Annotated in this window: 14 protein-coding genes; 11 read left to right on the forward strand and 3 right to left on the reverse strand. The window is 66.3% G+C overall.

Going from position 1 to position 20050, the window contains the following annotated elements; all coding sequences use genetic code 11:
• Nucleotides 1–146 precede the first annotated feature (146 nt).
• Together Q1B08_RS17960 and Q1B08_RS17965 are read left to right on the forward strand one after the other, a co-directional pair.
• Nucleotides 147–2612, forward strand: a complete 2466-nt coding sequence (locus Q1B08_RS17960; RefSeq protein ID WP_299821906.1) for a PD-(D/E)XK nuclease family protein — start codon at nucleotides 147–149, stop codon at nucleotides 2610–2612.
• Nucleotides 2609–5764 (forward strand): UvrD-helicase domain-containing protein, encoded by a 3156-nt coding sequence (locus tag Q1B08_RS17965; protein WP_299821908.1) that lies wholly within the window; start codon nucleotides 2609–2611, stop codon nucleotides 5762–5764. The genes Q1B08_RS17960 and Q1B08_RS17965 overlap by 4 nt, the downstream gene beginning before the upstream one ends.
• Before the next feature lie 111 nt (nucleotides 5765–5875).
• On the opposite strand, the gene Q1B08_RS17970 is transcribed toward Q1B08_RS17965, so the two are convergent.
• Together Q1B08_RS17970 and Q1B08_RS17975 are read right to left on the reverse strand one after the other, a co-directional pair.
• Complete coding sequence (locus Q1B08_RS17970; protein WP_299821910.1) at nucleotides 5876–7156, reverse strand: hypothetical protein; 1281 nt, start codon at nucleotides 7154–7156, stop codon at nucleotides 5876–5878.
• 106 nt (nucleotides 7157–7262) lie between these two features.
• The gene (locus Q1B08_RS17975; RefSeq protein ID WP_299821912.1) at nucleotides 7263–8345 is read right to left on the reverse strand and encodes a LacI family DNA-binding transcriptional regulator; all 1083 of its coding nucleotides are present in this window, start codon (nucleotides 8343–8345) and stop codon (nucleotides 7263–7265) included.
• A gap of 186 nt (nucleotides 8346–8531) precedes the next feature.
• Here Q1B08_RS17975 and Q1B08_RS17980 point away from each other — a divergent pair, with 186 nt between their 5' ends.
• The 8 genes from Q1B08_RS17980 to Q1B08_RS18015 all read left to right on the forward strand — a co-directional run bounded on the left by Q1B08_RS17980 (nucleotide 8532) and on the right by Q1B08_RS18015 (nucleotide 17858).
• Nucleotides 8532–9536 carry a tripartite tricarboxylate transporter substrate binding protein gene (locus tag Q1B08_RS17980; RefSeq protein WP_299821914.1) on the forward strand — a complete coding sequence of 335 codons (1005 nt, stop codon included), beginning with the start codon at nucleotides 8532–8534 and terminating at the stop codon, nucleotides 9534–9536.
• An 89-nt stretch (nucleotides 9537–9625) separates the two neighbouring features.
• Nucleotides 9626–11155, forward strand: coding sequence for a tripartite tricarboxylate transporter permease (locus Q1B08_RS17985; RefSeq protein WP_299821916.1), 1530 nt, complete (start codon nucleotides 9626–9628; stop codon nucleotides 11153–11155).
• Nucleotides 11152–11622 (forward strand): tripartite tricarboxylate transporter TctB family protein, encoded by a 471-nt coding sequence (locus tag Q1B08_RS17990; protein WP_299821918.1) that lies wholly within the window; start codon nucleotides 11152–11154, stop codon nucleotides 11620–11622. Before Q1B08_RS17985 ends, Q1B08_RS17990 begins: the two co-directional genes overlap by 4 nt.
• Nucleotides 11623–11659: 37 nt before the next feature.
• Complete coding sequence (locus tag Q1B08_RS17995; protein ID WP_299821920.1) at nucleotides 11660–12781, forward strand: thiolase family protein; 1122 nt, start codon at nucleotides 11660–11662, stop codon at nucleotides 12779–12781.
• Nucleotides 12782–12825: 44 nt separating this feature from the next.
• Complete coding sequence (locus tag Q1B08_RS18000; protein ID WP_299821922.1) at nucleotides 12826–13236, forward strand: OB-fold domain-containing protein; 411 nt, start codon at nucleotides 12826–12828, stop codon at nucleotides 13234–13236.
• Between the two features lie 84 nt (nucleotides 13237–13320).
• A complete protein-coding gene (locus Q1B08_RS18005; RefSeq protein ID WP_299821924.1) occupies nucleotides 13321–15912 on the forward strand; it encodes a CoA transferase in 2592 nt (863 codons plus the stop codon).
• Nucleotides 15909–16970 (forward strand): AbrB family transcriptional regulator, encoded by a 1062-nt coding sequence (locus Q1B08_RS18010; protein WP_299821955.1) that lies wholly within the window; start codon nucleotides 15909–15911, stop codon nucleotides 16968–16970. Before Q1B08_RS18005 ends, Q1B08_RS18010 begins: the two co-directional genes overlap by 4 nt.
• Before the next feature lie 69 nt (nucleotides 16971–17039).
• Nucleotides 17040–17858, forward strand: a complete 819-nt coding sequence (locus Q1B08_RS18015) for an oxidoreductase (protein ID WP_299821926.1) — start codon at nucleotides 17040–17042, stop codon at nucleotides 17856–17858.
• Between the two features lie 320 nt (nucleotides 17859–18178).
• Here the strand turns inward: Q1B08_RS18015 and Q1B08_RS18020 are convergent, their stop codons facing one another.
• On the reverse strand, nucleotides 18179–19069 hold the full coding sequence (locus Q1B08_RS18020) for an NAD(P)-dependent oxidoreductase (protein WP_299821928.1): 891 nt from the start codon (nucleotides 19067–19069) through the stop codon (nucleotides 18179–18181).
• A gap of 237 nt (nucleotides 19070–19306) precedes the next feature.
• On the opposite strand from Q1B08_RS18020, the gene Q1B08_RS18025 reads away from it, so the two are divergent.
• Nucleotides 19307–20047 (forward strand): SDR family NAD(P)-dependent oxidoreductase, encoded by a 741-nt coding sequence (locus Q1B08_RS18025; RefSeq protein ID WP_299821930.1) that lies wholly within the window; start codon nucleotides 19307–19309, stop codon nucleotides 20045–20047.
• The last annotated feature ends 3 nt before the right edge of the window (nucleotides 20048–20050 follow it).

Raw genomic sequence — 20050 nt, forward strand, 5'->3', positions numbered from 1 at the left:
CGGGCTCGATCACCCCGGAGGCTCTCGGGATGCCGTCCGCATCACCGGCATAGACGATCCGAAGAAGACAGGAGGCTTTACCCAATCTCAAGGCCCCCGTGCCAGTCCGGCCCAACGCGGACCCGACGCACATGCGGAGATGATCGATGCCAGCACTGGACCCTGTCTCCTGTGTCCATCTCGTAACGGGCGTGGTGCGGCCGGTGACGCCGGACCTGCTGGCGGAGACCTATCTATGTCCTCGCCCGGCGCCGTTCGAGGTCGAGCAGGCCGTGGCCGAGGCGCGCCACGCCCCGTGGGCCGAAAGCTTCGCCGTGGCGCCGGAGGCGACTCAACGTGCCGTGTCGCGTGCGCTTACGCAGCTCATCGAAGCGACGCCGGGCCTCGATCCCGCCGGCATTCGAACCGAAGGGCTGCCCCCCGGACGCGCCCGCCGCCATCTCGAGGCCCTGTGCGACCTCTGGCGCGACATCGGCACGCTGCCGGAGCATCTGGTCCCGCTCACGCATGCGATGGCCTGCGAGGCCGGGGACGCGCTCGAGCCGCTTCCCGTGCTTCCGCTCGACGCCCGCCCCGGTGCCACGGCGGCGGACCTCGCGCTGGCCGCGCTCCTCGCGGACCACCACGGCGTCGCGCCCGACGCGGCGCGGCACCATGCCGCCATCCCCGGGCTCATCCCGGCCGGCCGCGATCCGGCGCTGCGGGATCTGCAACGTTCGCTCGTCGCCGAGGCGCCGGTCGAGGGGCGGCCCCCGCTCGCCGTCCACGCCGTCCGCGATCCGGTCGCCGAACTGGCGCTCGCGGCCGGAATGGCACAACGTTTCCTCGACGATCGCATCGTGGACACGCCGGACGAGATCGGCCTCCTGATCCCGGAGGAAACGGAATGGCTCGACGGCGTGAAGGACGCCTTCGCGGCCTGCGGCCTCCGCCTCGCCGGCCTGCCGGGCGACGCGGCGCGCGACACGGCCGGCGAGGCCGTGCATCTTATCCTCACGACACTCCGGAAGCCCGCCCCGGGCATGGCGCGCGTGGCGCTCGACGGGCTCGGCTTGCGCGTCGCCACCGACGCCGCCCGCGCCGTCCTTGAAAGCCATCCCTCGAGCGAACGCGAGGTCGGGGCAGCGCTCGGCGCTCTCGCCGGTCTCTTCGGCGGCGAGATCGGTGTCCGGCTGTCATACCTCGGCGCGTCAATGGTATCGGACGCCGCTCCTGACTGGGACCTCCTTTTGTTCGCCGCGCGGCCCCACCTCGTGGCGACCGACCCGCCCGCCCGACGACTCGGAGCTATCACCGTCCTACCGGCGGGGCGCGTGCCCTGGCGGGGCGTACGCCGTCTGATCGGGGTCGGCTTCGCCGGCGACCGCTACCCGGATACCCCGGCGGCGAGCGTCTTCTGGCTCGAGCACGAGATCGAGGCCATCGAGGCCGCCACGGGGCTTCGCCTGCCGGGCCGGCGCACCGGGCTGGACCTGAGCCTCGCGCGCCTCACGCGGCAGCTCTCGGCCGCCTCGGACGGCATCGACCTGGTCCTGCCGCGGCGCGACAGGTCCGGCGCGCCGCTCCTGCCCGCCCCGGCCGTCGACCTCATTGCCCGCCGGCTGGGGACGACCGCAAAGGAACTCGTGCGGGATCTGCCGGACCACCCGGCGACCTGGCCCTGCGCGGCACGGGTCACACCGCCCTGCCCGCATCAAGGCGCGCCGCACAGGCCGGAGGCGCCCGAACTGCAACTCGCGCGCGACCTGACCGGCCTGCGGGTCGACGCGGACGGGACCGTTCGGCCGCAATCGCCGTCCCGCCTCGAGCGCCTGCTTGTCTCACCGCTGGGCTGGGTGCTGGAAGAGCTGGGCGCGCGCGACGTGGCCTGGGCGCCCGACGATCTCGACGTCCTCGTCAAGGGCAGCGTCCTGCACGCTGCCTTCGAGCGCCTTTTCCCACCCGGACCGCCGCGCGCTCCCGACGCCGTTCGGGACGCGGCTTCGGCGGCACTTGACGCGGCCATTGCCTCCGATGTCCCTTTCCTCGCCGGACCGGCCTGGACGGTCGAACGCGCGCATCTTCTGTCGGAACTGAAGGACGCGGCCGGCCGCTGGGCACGTCTCCTGGACGACGCCGGCCTCGAGATCGCGGCGACCGAACAGGCACTGACCGGGACCGCCTTCGACCTCGACATAAGGGGCTTCGCCGATGCCATCCTGCGCGATGCGTCCGGCCGGCCCATCGTGATCGACTACAAGAGCGGCGGCTCGCGGACGCGGCGTACGCGCCTCGAGGGCGGCTGGGACCTGCAGGCCCGGCTCTACGGCGACATGCTCGCCGCGGAGGGACCGGCAAATCTGCCGACGCGGCCGCTGGCCGGCTATCTCGGGCTCGCCGACGGGGAGGCGCTCGTGGGCGGCGGCGACGGGCCGCCCGGCTTCCGCACGGTCGCCAGCGAAACGCATGCCGAGGCCTGGAGCCGGATCGAGGCGCACCTCGCCGCGCTCAGGTCGGGCCGTGTCGCCCTTAACCGGATGGACGATCGCGACTGGCTGAAGGCGGCCGGGATCGGCGCCTACGCGCTCGACCACCCGATCGTCGCGGCGTTCCTCTGGGAGGACCGGACATGACCTTCCAGATCGTCGGCGCCGGCGCCGGGTCCGGCAAGACCCACCACATTCAGACCACGCTGACCGGCTGGATCGCGGCGGCGGAGGTCGTGCCCGACCGCGTCCTCGCCGTGACCTTCACCGAGGCCGCCGCGAGCGAATTGAAGGAACGCCTGCGCGGCGCTCTCCTCGACGCGGGGCGCCCGCGCGACGCGGTGGCGATCGGCCGGGCCTACGTCTCCACCATCCACGCGCTCGGGCTCCGCATCGTCACCGAGCATGCCTTCGCGGCCGGCCTGTCGCCCGGGCCTCGCATGATCGAAGCAGCCGAGGCCGAGCTCCTGCTGCGCCGGGCCATCGCGGAATCGGACGTGCTGCAGGAGATCACCGCCGACCTCGCGTCCTTCGGCTACCGGACCGTCAAACGCGGGGCCGACTGGGCCTCGGCGGCCGACATGTTCCGCGCCGACCTGCGCGCCGTGATCGCCCGGCTGGACGGGCTGGGTGACTACGCGGCGGACGAGACGCTGGCGAACGAGGCCGCGGCGGCGCTCGCGGCGGATTGGGGCGAGGTTGCGGCGGACGGCACCCCCCTCGACGACGCCCTGCGCCGGACCGTGCAAAGCCAGCTCGACGCCTTTCCGGATGGCATCGCCACGCCCGACATGAAGGACGGCCCCCGCAAGACGTTCGAGACGGATCACCGCGCGCTCCGCCGCATCCGGGACCAAGATATCCTGTCGGACTGGTCCTGGTGGCAATCCCTGCGCGACCTACGCCTGACGAAGCGCGGCTGTCCCACCCCCGAGGGCTACGACGATCTCGCTCAAGGCGTGATGGCGGCGGCCGATGCCCTGCCCCGCCATCCCGGCCCCCGCAACCAGGCCTGCCGCCATCTCACAGCGCTGATCCGCGGCGCGCAGGACGTCCGCGCCCGCTACGCCGAGGCCAAGACCCGGCTCGGCGCGATCGATTACGGCGACATGATCGCGGGCGCCGAGCGGGTACTGAGAGCTATGCCCGACGCGCTCGCCTCCATGCTGGGGGGCCTCGACTGCGTGGTGGTGGACGAGTTCCAGGACACCAACCCGGTGCAGTTCGCCCTGCTCGCCCGACTGATCGAAGCCGTGCCCCGCACGATCCTCGTGGGCGACGCCAAGCAGGCCATCATGGGGTTCCAGGGCGCCGATCCACGCCTGTCTCAGGCGCTGGCCCGGGCGCATCCCGACGCCGCCTCGACGCTCGACCGGAACTGGCGCTCCGTTCCGGGGATCATGGACTTCGCCAACGACATCGGGGCCGGGCTCTTCGCCGACTACACGCCCCTCGCGCCGCAACGGACGGCCACCGGCGCCGACCCGGTGATCGAGGTGCTGCAGATCGCCAAAGGCCGCGCGAGCCGGGCCCCGAGCGCACGGCCCTACCATCACGTCGCGACGCGTATCCGCGATCTGCTGGACGACCCGGTCGAGATCGCCGATCGCGCCACCGGCGCGCCGCGCCCAGCCGCGGCCCCCGACATCGCCGTGCTCTGCCGTACCCATTCCCAGGTCGAGACCTACGCGCAGGCGCTGCGCGATCTTGGCGTGCCCGTGGACGTGGAGGAGACGGGCTGGCACGACGCGCCCGCCGTCGCGGCGACCCGGGCGGCGCTGGCCTTTGCGGCCGATCCCAGGGACACGCTGTCGGGCCTGACCTTCGCCTGCCTCGGCCCGCCCCGCCTGCCGCTCGAGGACGGCCTCGCGGCGCTCGCCGACGGACGGTTCACGGAACTCGACGCCTTGGCCCCCCTCGCCACCTTGGCCCCCGCCCTCAACGGATGGCCCGCGCCCCGCGCCCTCGCGGCGGTGCGCGCGGCCGCCGGGATCGACGCATGGGCGGCCGCGCTGCCGGACCCGGACCGGACGATGGCCGACCTCGCTCGTCTCGCTGCCGAGGCCAGCGCTTTCGCCATCTCGGACCCCGCGACCCGCGCCGCCGCCGGCCTGCACGGGTGGTGCGCCCGCGCGTTCCTCGCCTGGCTGGCGGTGCGCGTCTCCGCCGGCGACGGGTCCGACCGCCGCCCCGATCCGAACGCCGCCGCCGGCCGCGGCGTCCGGCTTCTGACCTGGCACGCCTCCAAGGGCCTCGAATGGCCCGTGGTCGTCGTGGCCGGCCTCGATGCGACGGTCGCGGAACGCCCCGGCACGCCGCGGATCGCCTTCGAAGGCTGGGACGATCCTGCGACCCTGCTGTCCCGCGCCCGCCTCCGATGGCATCCCAAGGCCGCGGCCCCGGAGATCGCCGAGCGCTTCGCCACCGACCGCCGCCCCGACGCCGCCCGCACCGAACGCTGCCTCGCCTACGTCGCTCTGACGCGCGCCCGGGACCGGCTGATCCTCGAATGGCCCGCCTGGGAGAAACCCGAGAACGACACGCTATTCCGCCTTCTCGGCGAGGAGGCAGGCCTCACGCTCGCCCCCGGCGGCGTCGCGGTCACGGGATGCCATCACCCGGCGCGCCTCGTCGCTTGTCCCGAAGGCATGCCGGCGGCCTTCGACGAACCATCGGCTCCGCCGCCGCCTGTCCCCTACGTCCAGCCCGGCCGCCTAGTCGCGCCGCCACCGCCCGGACCCGAACACATCCTGCGCCCCTCCGCCGCCGCAGAAGGCGACGCGCTCTGGAACCTGCAGGTTCAGCGCATCGGCCCCGCCCTGCCGCCCGACGCCTTCGAGAGCGCACAGGCCCGCGGCACGGTGCTGCACCTCGCGCTCCGGACCCTGATGGCGCGCCCGGACCGGCGCGACGCCCTGTCCGCCGCAACCGGCCTTGCCGACGCCACCGTCGCGGCGCTTGCTGGGCAGGCTGCGGGACTCGTCGCCGCGCTCGACGCCGATGGCCTGTCCGAGCGGCTTCACGAACTACCCTTCGAGGTCGCCTCCGCCGACGGCAGTGCCCTGCGGGGCATCGCGGACCTCGTCGCGCGGTACGCGGCGGGACAGGCCACGGCGGTGATCGACTTCAAGTCGCCCGCCCCCGGCGACCCGGCCGACGCCCTCGACGGCTACCTCGGACAGCTGCACTGCTACGCAACAGCCGTCCGGTCGCTCTGGCCCGAAGCACGGGTCAGCCGTCTTGGCGTGTTCTTCCTCGGATCGGGAACGCTCGTCTGGGGGGCGCCGGCGAGCCGGTAACCAGGATAACTCTAGGGACCGAAGCTCCAGACTCCAGAATGCGGGGCACGGAAAGCGTCTCGATACTCATGGCAACTTGATCGACGAAACCCTGACCAAGCGCTCCGGCGGCTAGGCAGGGAGATCCGATATCAACGTTTGGCAGAGGGGCAGCGTCCGGAGATCGATCCGTGCCTGGAACTCGGCCACGTCATTGCGTGACCAGCTCCATATCTTTTCATCAGGAATTAGAGCGTTCCAACCTGTCGGATCGTCGATGTAATGATCTCCAGCCATTGTCGCGCTGTCTTCCAGCTGACCGTCACCCCGTGCTCTGTTGTCGGATGCGTCGAGCCAACGAAAATTCCCCAAGGCGTTTCCGATGAGATGCCGGTGATCCCTGAAGCTCTGAAGTTCGTCGACGGTCAGATCGGACGAGAGATACTTGTCCCGATGCCTCCAGTCATAACCGAACCGGCTCTGGGGCACGATATGGTCGAGATCGAGCGGCAGGTCTTCGTCGCGGATCGAGAGCGGATCGAAATGACCAACCTTCTTGCGCAAGTAGTCCCGCTGAAGCCACATCAGGGCTCGCTTGTTCCGCTCTCCCATCCAGGTGAAATGACGTAGCCAACCGCCGGGATCGTGAGCTTCCTTGTCCGCTTCCGTAAACCGTTCCGCCCAACCCAGAAGCCTCGCGCCATCCCTGTTGCAGGTCCGGCGCGCCTCGACGGCCGCGCGCATGATATCGATTTCCTGCTGCGTAGGGAGGCTGAAAGCATAGCCGTCCTTCTGTAGCTCCTCGCGCCACTTTGCGAGATCGGCCTCCGTGGCTGTCCAGGCAGGCGTACTTGCCGCTTCGAAAAGGCGATCGGCTGCCTTATCTTCCTTGGTCACCACTAGGAAAATATGGAGCGCGAAGGATTGCAGGTCCTTCGCCAAGACCTCGTCTTCTCCTTTTGTAATATCTGCCATCAACAGGAGCATATCCACGCCTTCGCGGGGCATGCGGGCGATCAGCATTGCAGGGAGTCCATGTCGGCTGTCGGCCTGACCCGCCAGCATGTCACGGAGCCGGCGTAGAAGTATCTTGAGCGGGAAATCTCCCCCGTGTTCGGGAAGAAGCTTCAGGAACCTGGCGCGCACCCCCGCTTCCTCGTCTCGCTGCAACGACGAGGCAAAGGCCGGCGAGGGGCGCGGAACCCTCAAGGTTTCGTTCTTCTCCCGCTCCTGCTGTAGCCGGGCGAGGCGCAGCGCCCCGATGACGAGATCGACCTCGGAGGCGAACCGCAATCCATCGTCTGCGATCTCGCGCATCCGGTCCCGGACGTGCGGGAACGCCTGCTTGATGATTGAGTACGTCAACTCGTTGTCCGTGAGGGCCGTTGCGACGAAAGGGGGAACTTCGCGCATCTCGATCTGGCACGCCGATGACTAAGGACGGATTAAGGCGCGCGCGTCTTTTGCGACCTAGGCAGCTGGTAAGGACGGTTGGAGTAAAATCAGGACCGGGCAATCGTCAAAAACCATCGCCACCAATGCCGTGGGCCAGCGCCGGTGTGGCGGCGGGACCGGTGGAGGCGCGCAGGCAGAAGCGCGCCGGAAGCTCAGTGCGATCGGGCGTCTCGCGGCCGGCAAGACGAGCGATCAGGAAGTCGGCCGCGGCCTCTCCAATCTCCTCCTTCGGAGTACGGATCGTAGTGAGCGGCGGATAGAGGTGCTCAGAGATGGCGAGATCGCCAAAGCCCGTCACCGATAGGTGGCCGGGCACGTCAATACCTTGACTGTGCGCCTCGAAAAGAACGCCCGAAGCGAGCACGTCGTTGCCCGCAAGGACCGCAGTCGGCTGCTCATCGAGCGCCATGAGCCGCCGCAGCGCCTCGCGCCCGTCAGCGTAGGAATAATGCGTGTTAATTACGCAACGTGGATCGAGGTCCAATCCATGAGACTCAAGTGCTGCAACAATGGCGTTCAGCCGCGTTGCGACGCGATCGTTATTCTCGGGCTGGCCGGTTATCACACTTAACCGGCGATGCCCGAGCCCAACGAGGTGATCTACCAGCACCTGCTGTGTCGAATCATGAATGAAGCCGCAGCAGGGATGGATCGAATCGGAGCGGTAAAGCCAAGTATTGACAAAGGGAACGCCTACACGGGTGAGCAGGCTGTAGAACTCTGCGGACCGTCGTTCTCCGACCAGCATAAGCGCCTCCACACCGTGCTCCAACAAGACGCGCGCTTGCTGAAACTCTGAATCGGCGTCGTATTCCGAGACCGCCAGCAGCAATGTGTAGCCGTTGAACGCGAGGCGGTTCTGGAAGGCCATAATTTGGCGAGAGAAGATCGCATTGTCGAGTGTGGGCACTACCGCACCTATGGTCCGGCTGTGGTTCGATGCCAGCGCCCGCGCCGCCCGGTGGGGCATGTAGCCAAGAGTGGCGATGGCAGCTTTGATACGCTTCTTAGCCTCTTCGCTCACTACCTTGGGATTGTTTAGAAAACGGGAGACGGTGGCAGGAGAAACACCGGCATGTATGGCCACGTCCTCGAGTTTGATGTTCGCCCTGCCCGGTCGCTGTCTCTTTTTTGCATTATTTTCCATGATTTAACAGATTGATCTCTCATCCATTCGTATCGTCCATTTAGATTGATGCATCCACGGAAACTCCAAGGTTGACAACGCGAGCCGCAGTATGAACCAATGAAAGCGCTTACAGACACCTGTCTGCAAAGCAAGACGGCCGCAAGGTCGTAGGGAGCGGGACTGAACCAATAAGGGAGACAAAATATGCGACGCATAACAAAGATGGCGGGCGTCCTGCTGGCTGCTTGGGGCGGAATGTCCGCTGCGGTGGCTCAGGACACGCCAGAGAACTTTCTCGAACGCCAGCTCACCATCGTGGTGCCTTATGGCCCCGGCGGCCTTACCGACGCCCGCGGCCGCGCCTTTCAAGCGAACATGGAAGACATCATCGGCGTGCCTGTTGTGGTTCAGAACGTCTCTGGCGGCGGCGCACTGGTGGGCATCAACTTCACCTACTCCCGCCCCTCGGACGGCCAGCATGTCGTGATCGCCAGCGGCTCGGACGGCCCACACGCACATTCGGTACTTTCGCCTTCCGGACTCGGCTGGGACTGGGAAGACTGGACCCCTATCGGCCAATTCGCACGGTCGGTGCTTGGCTTCGTAGCGCCGGAGGATTCGGAGTGGGACTCGCTCCAGGAAATGATCGATCAGGTGAAGGAGGAACCGGGCTCCATCACCCTCGCCTCGCTCGGCCCAGGCCGAGCCGACGACCTCTACATGCTGGAATTCATGCAGGCGACCGATACGCTCGGGAAGTGGAACTGGGTATTCTACAGCTCCTCCGGGAACGCCCAGGCCGACCTTCTAACTGGCGATCTCGATGTGGCCTACATCGGCGTGTCGCGCAACGACATGATCGATCATCCGAACTTTCAGGTTCTCGCCCAAGGTCTGAAGGAGGAGGAGAAGCCCGCAGATTGGCCGTTCCCGTGGCCGACCGTAGAGTCGGTGGTGGGTCAGGAGCTGGATCTGATCGGCGCGAGCTATGCTACTGTGTTCGCAAAGGCCGATACGCCGGCCGAGCGGATCGAGTATCTCGAACACGCCTTTGAGCAGACCGCGAACGATCCGGATTTCATCAAGATGCGCGACGAATTCGGTGAGCCTGCCCTCTGGCGTGACCAAGAGACGGCGCAGGAGAATCTCGACCAGATGCACGAGCTTCTCAAGGAGTACCTGCCGCTGCGCGACGAGCACCTCGAGTAAGCTCAAATACGGGATCGCGGGGCGGTAACTGACCCCGCGTGCCTTCCTTCAATGTCTCAGCCGCTCACGGCCCTGCGCCCGGAGGTTACATGTACACTGGCATCGGAGATGCTCTGCTCATCCTTCTGAGCCCAATGAACCTGAGCTGGATTGCCCTCGGCACCCTGCTGGGGCTTATCGCAGGAACCCTCCCGGGCGTGAGCGGCGTCTCGATGATGGCTCTCCTGCTGCCCTTTACCTTCGGCATGGAGCCAGAGACGTCGGTACTCATGCTGATCGGCATCTACGCGGCCTCGACCTACTCCTCGAGCACAGGCGGGATCCTCTATAACATTCCCGGCGGAGCCGCGGGCGTGCCTACGACGATGGAGGGCTACAAGCTCTCCATGAAGGGGCGAACCGGCGAGGTCCTATCCACGGACATTTACGCCTCGTTTATCGGCTCGACGATCGGCTTTGTTTGCGCGGTGGTACTAACGCCGCTCTTCATCACCTTCGCCACACTCTTCGGCACAGCCGAACGAGGGCTCTTCGCGCTGCTGGCGCTGGCGCTGGTGGGTACTGGGGCGCTGTCGCGCGCTGATCCGCTGCGCGGACTGCTGGCGGTCGGCATCGGCCTGCTGGTCGGGACCGTCGGCATGCAGCCTAATACGGGCTTTGTGCGCTTCGTCGAGGGCTACCCCCAGCTCTGGGATGGCTTTCATTTGGTGTGGATCATAGTCGGGCTCTACGCCATTCCGCAGATCTTCCGCCTCGCCACGCTTGAGAAGTACTTCCACGCGGTCCGCGAGATGGACTTGCATTACGGCTTCGGCGAGGAGTTCCGCCGTTTCCTCTCTCTCTTCCGCCGGAATCGCGGCATGATCATACGCACCGGCTTAATCGGCTCAATCGTCGGCGCACTGCCCGGTCTCGGCACCGTCGCGTCGTCCTGGCTCGGCTATCAAGAGGCGTATCGCTCCTCGAAGGCTAAGGAGGAGTTCGGTAACGGCTCCATTGAGGCGGTGGCAGGGGCCGAGACCGCCAACAACGCGGCGGTGCCAAACACCATCGTGCCGCTGCTCTCCCTTGGGATTCCGGGCAGCGCGGCATCGGCACTGATCCTCGGGGCCTTCCTGCTGGCGGGCGTGCAACCGGGACCGCAGATGATGGCCGTCAACCCCGAGAAGGTCTGGACAATTCTGCTCGGCCTCTTCTTCACCGGCGTCTTCTTTGTAATCTTCGGTCTGCCGTTCCACCGCGTTGCGATCTATGTGACCAAGGTCAAGCCGGCTTTCCTGATACCGGCGATAGTCGCTTTCTCGGCCATCGGCACATTTCTCGCCACGGGGTTTGAGGAGGGGATTTACATTACGCTCGGCATTGGCCTCGTTGCCGTACTGCTTGAGCGGATGTACCTGCCGGTAGCCAACGTATTGCTCGGTGCGATCCTCGGCCCCACCATAGAGAAGGAGCTGCTGCTCGCCTACCAGATCGGCGGCGTCGGCCGCTTCATGCAGCCCGGCGCGGCGAGCCTGGTGCTGATAATCGCGGCCATCTTGCTGTGGGGCCTCTACAAGAACCTGCTTCCCAGTCTGGTCGAGATTTGGTCCCCGAAATCCAGCCAGAGGGTTTCATGATGCGTCCCACTCCCTATGCCGACCTGCTGACCGGCGCCTTCGCCCTCGCGCTCGGCGCGACCGGCACAGTCATCACGCTTGGATATCCTTCGACCAGCGGCGGCTTTCCCTTCGCACTCTCGGCCTACATGGTCGCCCCCATAGGCGTGCTACTGCTGTTCAAGGGCGTCCTGCGTCTCGCGTTAGAGGCACGGCCGAACACGGACGGCGACGAGGATTCGGAGGACGCGCAGCACGTCCAGTTCACGCCCGTGACTCTTGCAGTGATCGCGGCGGTCACCCTCGCGACCTTTGCCATCGGCTGGCTGGGCTTCATCATCTCCACGGGGTTGCTGGCGCTCGTCACTGGGCGAATCTTTCGCACGCGGCTCTGGGTCACGCTCGTCTATGTCGCAGCCCAGAGCGCCGTGCTCTGGGCCTTCCTGCGCTTCTTCTCCGTTCAGATGCCCGAAGGGCTGCTGATGTGAGCTCGCAACTCTTACAATTCTCTGAGGAGCATTCGCGATGATCGACAAGAGCATCTCTGGAAAATACGCCGTTGTCGGTGTGGGCCAGAGCGCCTACGGAAAATTTCCCGAAAAGGACGACTTCCACCTCGCCGCCGACGCTTTCGCCGACGCTCTCGATGATTGCGGGCTGGAGAAGGACAAGATCGACGGCCTGGCCGTCTGCCGCCTGCCACACTATGGCCGCATGGCCGAGATCCTCGGGATCCAGCCGCGCTGGACCCTTCAGGTGCCTCCGCACGGACGCATGTCTGGCGTTTCTATCGTCGAGGCGCTGGCGGCGCTCGACGCCGGTTACACCGACTATGTTGTTCTTCTCTACGCCAACATAGGCCGCTCGCGCCGGGTGCAATACGGCGGCGAGGAGAGCCCGGGCTTTTGGGACCCTTGGGGCTTCACTTCGATGGGCGCGATCCACGCCATGATGTTCCGCGAGCACATGGAACGTTACGGCACTACTACCCGCCAACTCGCTGAGGTGCCGGTCGCCTTTCGCCGTCATGCGGTGATGAATCCTGCAGCCGTGATGCGCGAGGCGTTTTCCATAGACGATCACGAGAACGCTCGAATGATCTGCGATCCATTGCGGCTGCTCGACTACTGCCTGATCAACGACGGGGCTGTCTGCCTGATCCTGACTTCGCTCGAGCGGGCGCGCGATCTGAAGAAGAAGCCAGTTGTGGTGGCAGGTGTAGGGGCACAGGACGCGCTGGTCAATTACTCCTATCCCCAGCACGATTTCTGGTACGAGCCGCTAACCAAGGTCGCCGATCAAGTCTACGGCATGGCCGGCATCGGGCACGATGACGTGGATTCGCTGATGGTTTACGACAACTTCAGTCCGACTGTGCTCTTCAGCCTCGAGGGGCTGGGCTTCTGCAAGCGGGGCGAGGCCGGCGCTTTCGTGGAAGGCGGAACGCTCGGCCTCGGCGGCAAGCTGCCGGCCAACACCGACGGTGGGCATCTGTCGAACTCCTACATGCAGGGCTGGGCTCTCAACGTGGAGGCGGTGCGCCAAGTCCGCGGCGAGTGCGGCGAGCGCCAGGTGCCAGGCTGTGAGACGGTGCAGTACGTCGCTGCGACTCCCTGCACCCGTTCCATCATCTACCGTGCCGCCTGACATCCGCCCCGCGCGGCAGTGTTCCCAATCCAGAGGTTCCGATCATGACGCCCGACATCCAGCGCCCGCTGCCCGACCGCAATCCTATCAGCGCCCCTTTCTGGGAGAGGGCGGACCAGCGCGTGCTCGCCCTGCCTTGGTGCAAGAAGTGCGATCAGACGCATTTTCCGCCCTCGCCCCGCTGTCCATACTGCTTGCACGATGCGTTCGAGTGGCGGCCTGTCAGTGGGAGGGCCACACTCGTCTCGTGGGTCGTGTTCCACCGCGCTTACTGGGACGGGGTAGCAGCGGAGTTGCCCTATAACGTCTGCCAAGTTGAACTCGAGGAGGGTCCGCGCCTGATCAGCAACCTGGTGGGCGCGGCGAAGGAGGCACCCCGCCACGGAATGGCGTTGAAGGTGACTTTCACCGACCGTTATCCGGACATCACTCTGCCGGTGTTTGACGCCGCCTGACCCGTAGGCCCCCACGCCTGCCATGTCTGAGTTGGCGCGGTCACCGCCGTGCCGGTTCCCTCCGTTCTTTCCGAGGTTTCTTACATGACAGAAGAAGACAAGAGCGTATTCGCCGAGGCCGGCCCCGGCATGTTGGATGGCTTGCGCGTTGTCGAGATCGCCGACGAGATGGGCGAGTACTGCGGTCTGCTGCTCGCCGGTCTCGGTGCCGAGGTCATCAAGGTCGAACCGCCGCGGGGCTCCCCCTCGCGCGCCATCGGGCCCTTCGTGGACGACGCGCCGGACCCCGAGCGCTCGCTGCATTTTTGGACCTACAACCGCGGGAAGCGTTCGGTCATGCTCGATCCTGAGAACGAGGCCGATTGCGCACGGCTTTTCGATCTCGTTGCCAGCGCCGACGTCTTTCTCGACGCCACCGAAGAGACCCGCCGCCGTCCTGATGCACTGCGGGCCGCAGCGTTGCTCGCACGCGATCCTTCGCTGATCGTCGCCCGCATGACGCCGTTCGGCGATGTGGGGCCGTGGAAGGACTTCAAGGCGTCCGACCTGGTGCACCTCGCGCTTGGCGGCGTGATGATGAACTGCGGTTACGACCGCGATCCGCACGACCACTATGATCAGCCACCCATCGCGCCGCAGCTCTGGCACGCCTACCACATCGCGGGTGAGCAACTCGCCCTCGGGATCGTAGCGGCGCTTCTGCACCGGCTGCGCACGGGCGAGGGGCAGGAGGTGTCGTGTGCCGTGCACGAGGCGGTGTCGAAGAACACCGAACTTGATCTTATGTCATGGGTGATGCGCCGCGCTCCGATCTACCGGCAGACCTGCCGCCACGCATCCGAGAACCCAACCCGTACGCCTAATATCAGCCACACCAAGGACGGCCGCTGGTGCATTGCCTGGGGTGTCTCGGCGCGCGACCGGGCGGCGCTGGCACCGTTTCTCGAACGCTATGGCATGGCCGACGGGCTAACTCCGCCAGAGGAGGGCGCCGATCTCAGCGCCCGCAACATCCCTGGATCCGGCGCCACCGATCCGGAGGCCGAGCGCGCGCTCGAAGCTATCCAGCGCTTCGTGCGCGCCTGGAGCTTTGACAACCTGCCTTGGCAGGAGGCGCAGGAATCGGGTCTCTTTTGGGCGCCGCTACGCAAGCCGCACGAGAACGCGCTGGATCCCCACTGGCTCAAGCGCGGTGCCTTCGCCGAGATCGAACATCCCGAGATAGGGCGCAGCGTCGTCTATCCAGTAAGCAAGTGGGTCAGCACCGTGACCACCTGGCAGAAGGGCCGGCGTGCACCGCTGCTTGGCGAGGATACTGACACAATCCTCTCAGTCCTGAGACCCACGCCCGCCCGCCTGCCCGCCGCACCCCGCGCTGCGGAACCGACGCTCTCGGCCCACGGCAAGCCCTTCCCGCTTCAGGGCGTGCGGATCTTCGATTTCTCTTGGTTTCTCGCCTCGGCCGGCGGCACGCGCATGGCGGCCGCCTTGGGCGCCGAGGTCATCAAGGTGGAGTGGAAAGCCCATCCCGATACGCGTCTCGCTGCAATGGCGCCGGTGGGCGGGCGCGTCGCGCGCGAGAATGCGAACACGCCACTGCCCGGCGTGACCGATTCCGATATGGGCGGCCAGTTCAACAACAAGAATCCCGGCAAGCGCGGCCTGTCGTTGAACATCCGCCACCCCAAAGGCCTTGAGATCGCCAAACGCATGGTCGCCCTCTCGGACGTAGTGGCCGAGGGCTTCTCGCCCGGCGTGCTCGACCGAGCGGGACTCGGTTACGATGTGATGCAGGGGCTGCGTCCCGACATCATCTATGTGCAACAGTCGGGCATGGGCGCGCACGGAACTTACGGGCGCTTCCGGACGGTGGGGCCGGTGGCGGCAGCCTTTGCAGGCACCTCGGATATGTCGGGCCTGCCTGAGCCGGCGATGCCGGCGGGTTGGGGTTATTCCTATCTCGATTGGATTGGTGCCTACGGCTTTGCCCTGGCGACCCTCGGCGCGCTCTATCATCGGGAACGCACGGGCGAAGGGCAGCGTGTGGATTCCTCCCAGTGCGAATCCGGTATCTTCCTCGGAGGCGTGCCGGTACTCGACTGGTCGGTGAACGGGCGAGCCTGGAAGCGCATCGGTAACCGCTCATTCTACAAGCCCGCCGCTCCGCATGGCGCCTATCGCTGCCGGGGCGAGGACGCCTGGCTCGCCATCGCCTGCTTCTCGGACCCTGAGTGGCGCGCCCTCGCCGAAGTGGCGGACCGGCGTTACTGGCTCGAGGATGCGCGCTTCGCCACGCTCGCAGACCGGCTGGCACATCAGGACGCGCTTGACGCCGCAGTGGGCGCTTGGACCGCAGGGCAAGACTCGCACGAGGCGATGATGCGCCTTCAATCCGCCGGCGTTCCAGCGGGCGCCTGCCAGACCGCCGCCGACCGCTGCGATTCCGATCCCCAGCTCGCCGCGCTGAAGTGGCTGACCGAAGTCGATGGGACCAAGATTGGCCGGTGGCCGGTGGCGGAGCTGCCGGTTAAGATGAGCGCCACACCACCGCATGTGGGCGGGGTTACCCAACGCGGCGCGCCCTGCTACGGCGAAGACAATGAATACGTCCTCGGTGAACTTCTCGGATTCGGTCGCCGCGAAATCGAAGCGTTGGCCGAAGAGGAGGTGATCTGACCCGCCGCGAGGTCGGCGCCCTCAGCCTTGCGCTCGGGGGGGGTGCACTGGGCGGCGGGGTTTTCGCGCTGATCGGAATGCCGCTGCCATGGCTTCTCGGCGCGATGTTCACGGCCACAGCGGCTGCGCTTGCGGGACTCCCCGTCACGATGCCGGGGGCGCTGCGTAACGCCATGCTGGCGGTGCTTGGCGTGCTGATCGGCAGCGGCTACACGCCCGAGACCTTCGAGCGGTTCGGCGAGTGGTCGCTGACGCTCACCGGTATCGCTTTCTACGTTGTGATCGCGGGCGGGAGCTGCTTTCTCATACTGCGCCGGCTTGGCGGCTACGACCCGGCCACCGCCTTCTTCAGCGCTATGCCTGGCGGGCTGAGCGAGATGGTGTTTATTGGCAGAGCGAACGATGGGGACGACCGCACCATCGCACTGATTCATTCGACGCGGCTCTTACTGACCGTGACGATCATCGCTGCATGGTTCCGCGCCTCAGCGCCCGACGGGGCGGCGCTCGTCGCAGTCGGAGCGGGTGCGAGCGAGGTCACGAGCCGAGACCTCGCGCTGTTCCTTGCCTCCGCGCTGGCAGGTGCTGCCGCGGGGCGGGCGCTGCGGTTGCCAGCGTCCTTCCTCTTAGGCCCAATGATAGTGACGGCTGCCGTCCACCTGCTCGGCTGGAGCGCGGCCCGCCCGCCGGTGGAGATCACCGCTGTCGCCCAGATCGTGATCGGCGCAGCCATCGGCTGCCGCTTCGCCGGAGCGCACGCGCACGAGTTGCTCAGGGCCGGCGCGGCAGGTGTCGCTGTCACGTCGCTTCTCATGGCCTTCACCCTGCTCGCCACCTTCGCGCTCGGCGCTGGAACGGGACTGCCGGGCGAGGTCATCCTGCTCGCATTCGCGCCGGCGGGGATTGCCGAGATGATTCTGATTGCGCTCGCCCTCCGTCTCGACGTCGCTTTCATCGCTGTCCACCATCTGTGGCGGCTGGTGCTGATCCTTGCGGCTGTCCCGCTCGCTTTTCGACTGATTCGGGCCGCCGCGCCGTCGCATCACAGAGACCGTTGAGGCGGAGATGGGCGTACGCGGCGCCCGCCTCCGTTCGACCTTCCCGATCCGCGCAAGGGAGAATGAAAAATGCGAACTTGGTTCATCACCGGCTGCTCGCGCGGCCTCGGCATGGCGCTTGCACGCGAGGCTCTGGCGCGCGGCGACCGGGTGGCCGCGACCGCCCGTAGTCCCGAAGCGTGCGCCGCGCTCGCTGTCGAACATCCCGATCGGGTGCTGGCCCTCACGCTTGACGTGTTAGACGAGGCTTCAGTCAGTGCCGCAGTCCGCGACGTGGAGGCACGCTGGGGCATCGATGTGCTGGTCAATAACGCCGGCCACGGTATGTACGGCGCCGTTGAGGAAGTGTCCGACGCAAACGCCCGCCGCATTTTCGACGTGAACGTGTTTGGCCTGCTCTCGGTCACCCGCACCGTGCTGCCAGGGATGCGTATGCGCCGAGCGGGCCATGTCGTTAACATCAGCTCTATCGCCGGGCTAATTGGTGGGGCGGGCAGGGGACTCTACTGTGCGACCAAATTCGCCGTGGAGGGGCTGTCGGAGGCAATGGCGGAGGAGCTCGCGCCGCTCGGTATTCGGGTCACTGCGGTCGAACCAGGCCCATTCCGCACTGGTTTCAGCGGCGAGAGCGTCCTCGCCGGCGGTACCATCCCAGACTACGCCGAGACTGCCGGCAAGCATGCCGAGGGGCAGCGCGCTCGCAGCGGCCATCAGTCCGGCGATCCGACAAAGGCCGCGAAGGTGATCTGCGATGCGCTGGCAGCGAAGACACCGCCGGGCCATCTGATTCTCGGGCCGCAGGCGCTCAAGCGTTTCGACGCGAAGATAACCGCGCTCACCGCCGAAGTGGACGCCTGGCGCACGGTTGGCGCTGATACAAACTTCTGAGTCGCACTTCAGGCACCTTATCAAAAACGGCCGATATCGGTGAAAAAGGCGGATGCGCCGATCGGCAGCGGGCTTCGATAGAACAGCGTTCTGCAGGTACAGTTACGTCGCCGCAGATTAGGCAGAATAAAGCATCACCCAAGAACGTTGTTCCCCTTGGGGGGTAGTCATTCATGCCCGCCGGCCTTTTTCACCGATATCGGCCGTTTTTGACCTCTCTCACCTGCCCCACCGAATTTCAACAGGTTGACCCGGACAAAAACCAAAGACAGAACCCTAAACGGTTATGAGAGGGTTTCGTCTATGATTGGATCCCGCCGCTATAGCCGGGCCGTATCCTCCAGCGCGGCGCACAGCCTTTTCAGCCCATCGACGAGCGCGATACGGGGCGCGAACCCGATCTCTCGGGCGGCGAGGCTGTTGTCGATCTCGGCGATGCCGCGCCCGGCCGGGTTTGGTGCGCCGCATTTCACCTGCACGCCGGGATACAGGCCCATGATGGTTTCGGCGACATCGGCCATGGGGACACCCAAACCGGTGGTGATGTTGAAAATCCTCGACCCGGTGTCGGCTGCGGTGGCGGCGCACATCACACCCTGCACGGCATCGTCGATATGGAGGTAATGGGTGTAGGCATCGGCAGGCATGGGCAGCGTGGAGTCCCGTCCCGCGATCGTCGCGCGGAGCAGAGCATCGAGCGTTGTCGGGGTTTGCCGGCCCGGCCCATAGATCCAGGACAGCCGGAGGGCTATGGCATCGACCCCGTGTTCGCGAGCATAGCCCAGCATCGCCTCTTCGCCCGCCAGTTTGCTGGCCCCATAGACCGACGCGGTATGCGGGCGAGAGGTCTCGTCGACACGCCCGGATCGGTCGCCATAGACCTCGCTGGTCGAACAGGTCACGACGCGCGGCACGGCGTGGCGGCGTGCGGCCTCGAGCACATTGGTTATGCCGCCCGCATTGATCCGCCAGATATCAAGCGGGCGGTCCGGCATCACCATCGGCCCCGATACCGCGCCGCAATGGAGGATGGTCGCGAAGGCCCCCTCTTTCACCACCGCGTCGACCCGGTCGAAATCGGTCACCTCGCAGGGGATCATCCCATCAACAGTCGCCGCGACCGGGCCGATATCCGTGGCCACGACATCGGCCCCCCGCGCCCACAACTCCGCGACCAGGGCCGCGCCGAGGAACCCGCCCGCGCCGGTCACTAACACCCGCCCAAGCTCCCGGCCTCCCGCATGTCCATATGGCTCTCGCGGATCTGTCAGCCCCGTCATGATGATCGCCTCCCGATGATGTCGGGGCAGCCTATCGCGACCGCAGGCGGCTTCAACGGCCCTGACGGTGGAGAGAGTGACCCATAGGCATCTTTCTTCCTGCGCGGGGCCGCGGTATTCAGGCTGGGGGCTTACGGGCCTATGGAGGATGGAAAAGGCACGGAGCCGATGGGACAGCTCGACAACCGCATTGCAATCGTCACCGGCGCGGCCACCGGGCTGGGGCGCGGCATCGCGATGCTCTATGCGCGGGAGGGGGCGGATGTCGCCGTTCTCGACAGAAACAAGGCAGGCGCTGAAACGGTCGCCGCCGCGATCGAACAACTGGGCCGCCGTAGCATCGCTATCGAGGTCGATGTCGGCGACGAAGACGCCGTCAACGCGGCAATGACCGCGGCGATGGACCGGCTGGGCGCGCCCAATATTCTGGTTAACAATGCCGGCATCGTCACGGTCTCGCCGATGGAGGGGATGGAGACCGCGACTTGGGACGACATGATGCGGATCAATCTCAAGAGCGTGTTCCTATGCACCCGCGCCGTGCTGCCCGCCATGCGTGCGAAAGGGTACGGGCGCATCATCAACATCAGCTCGCAAATCGCCCATAAGGGCGGGTTCGGAATGACCCATTATGCCGCCGCCAAAGCCGGCGTCATCGGGCTGACAAAATCCTTGGCGCATGAGGTGACGGGCGACAACATCGCCGTGAACGCCATCTGTCCCGGCCCGCTCGACACCGACATGAAGTTGCCGCCCGATTGGGCCGCGAACAAGCAGAACGACCTGGTGATTGGGCGCCAGGGCCGGGTCGAGGAAATCGCTCCCACCGCGCTGCTACTGGCGACGGAAAACGCGGCGTTCTATGTCGGCACGACCTTCAATCCTAATGGCGGCGACGTAATGATGTGAGAG

The organism is uncultured Jannaschia sp., from assembly GCF_947494025.1.
In the GTDB taxonomy this organism is placed as follows: domain Bacteria; phylum Pseudomonadota; class Alphaproteobacteria; order Rhodobacterales; family Rhodobacteraceae; genus Jannaschia.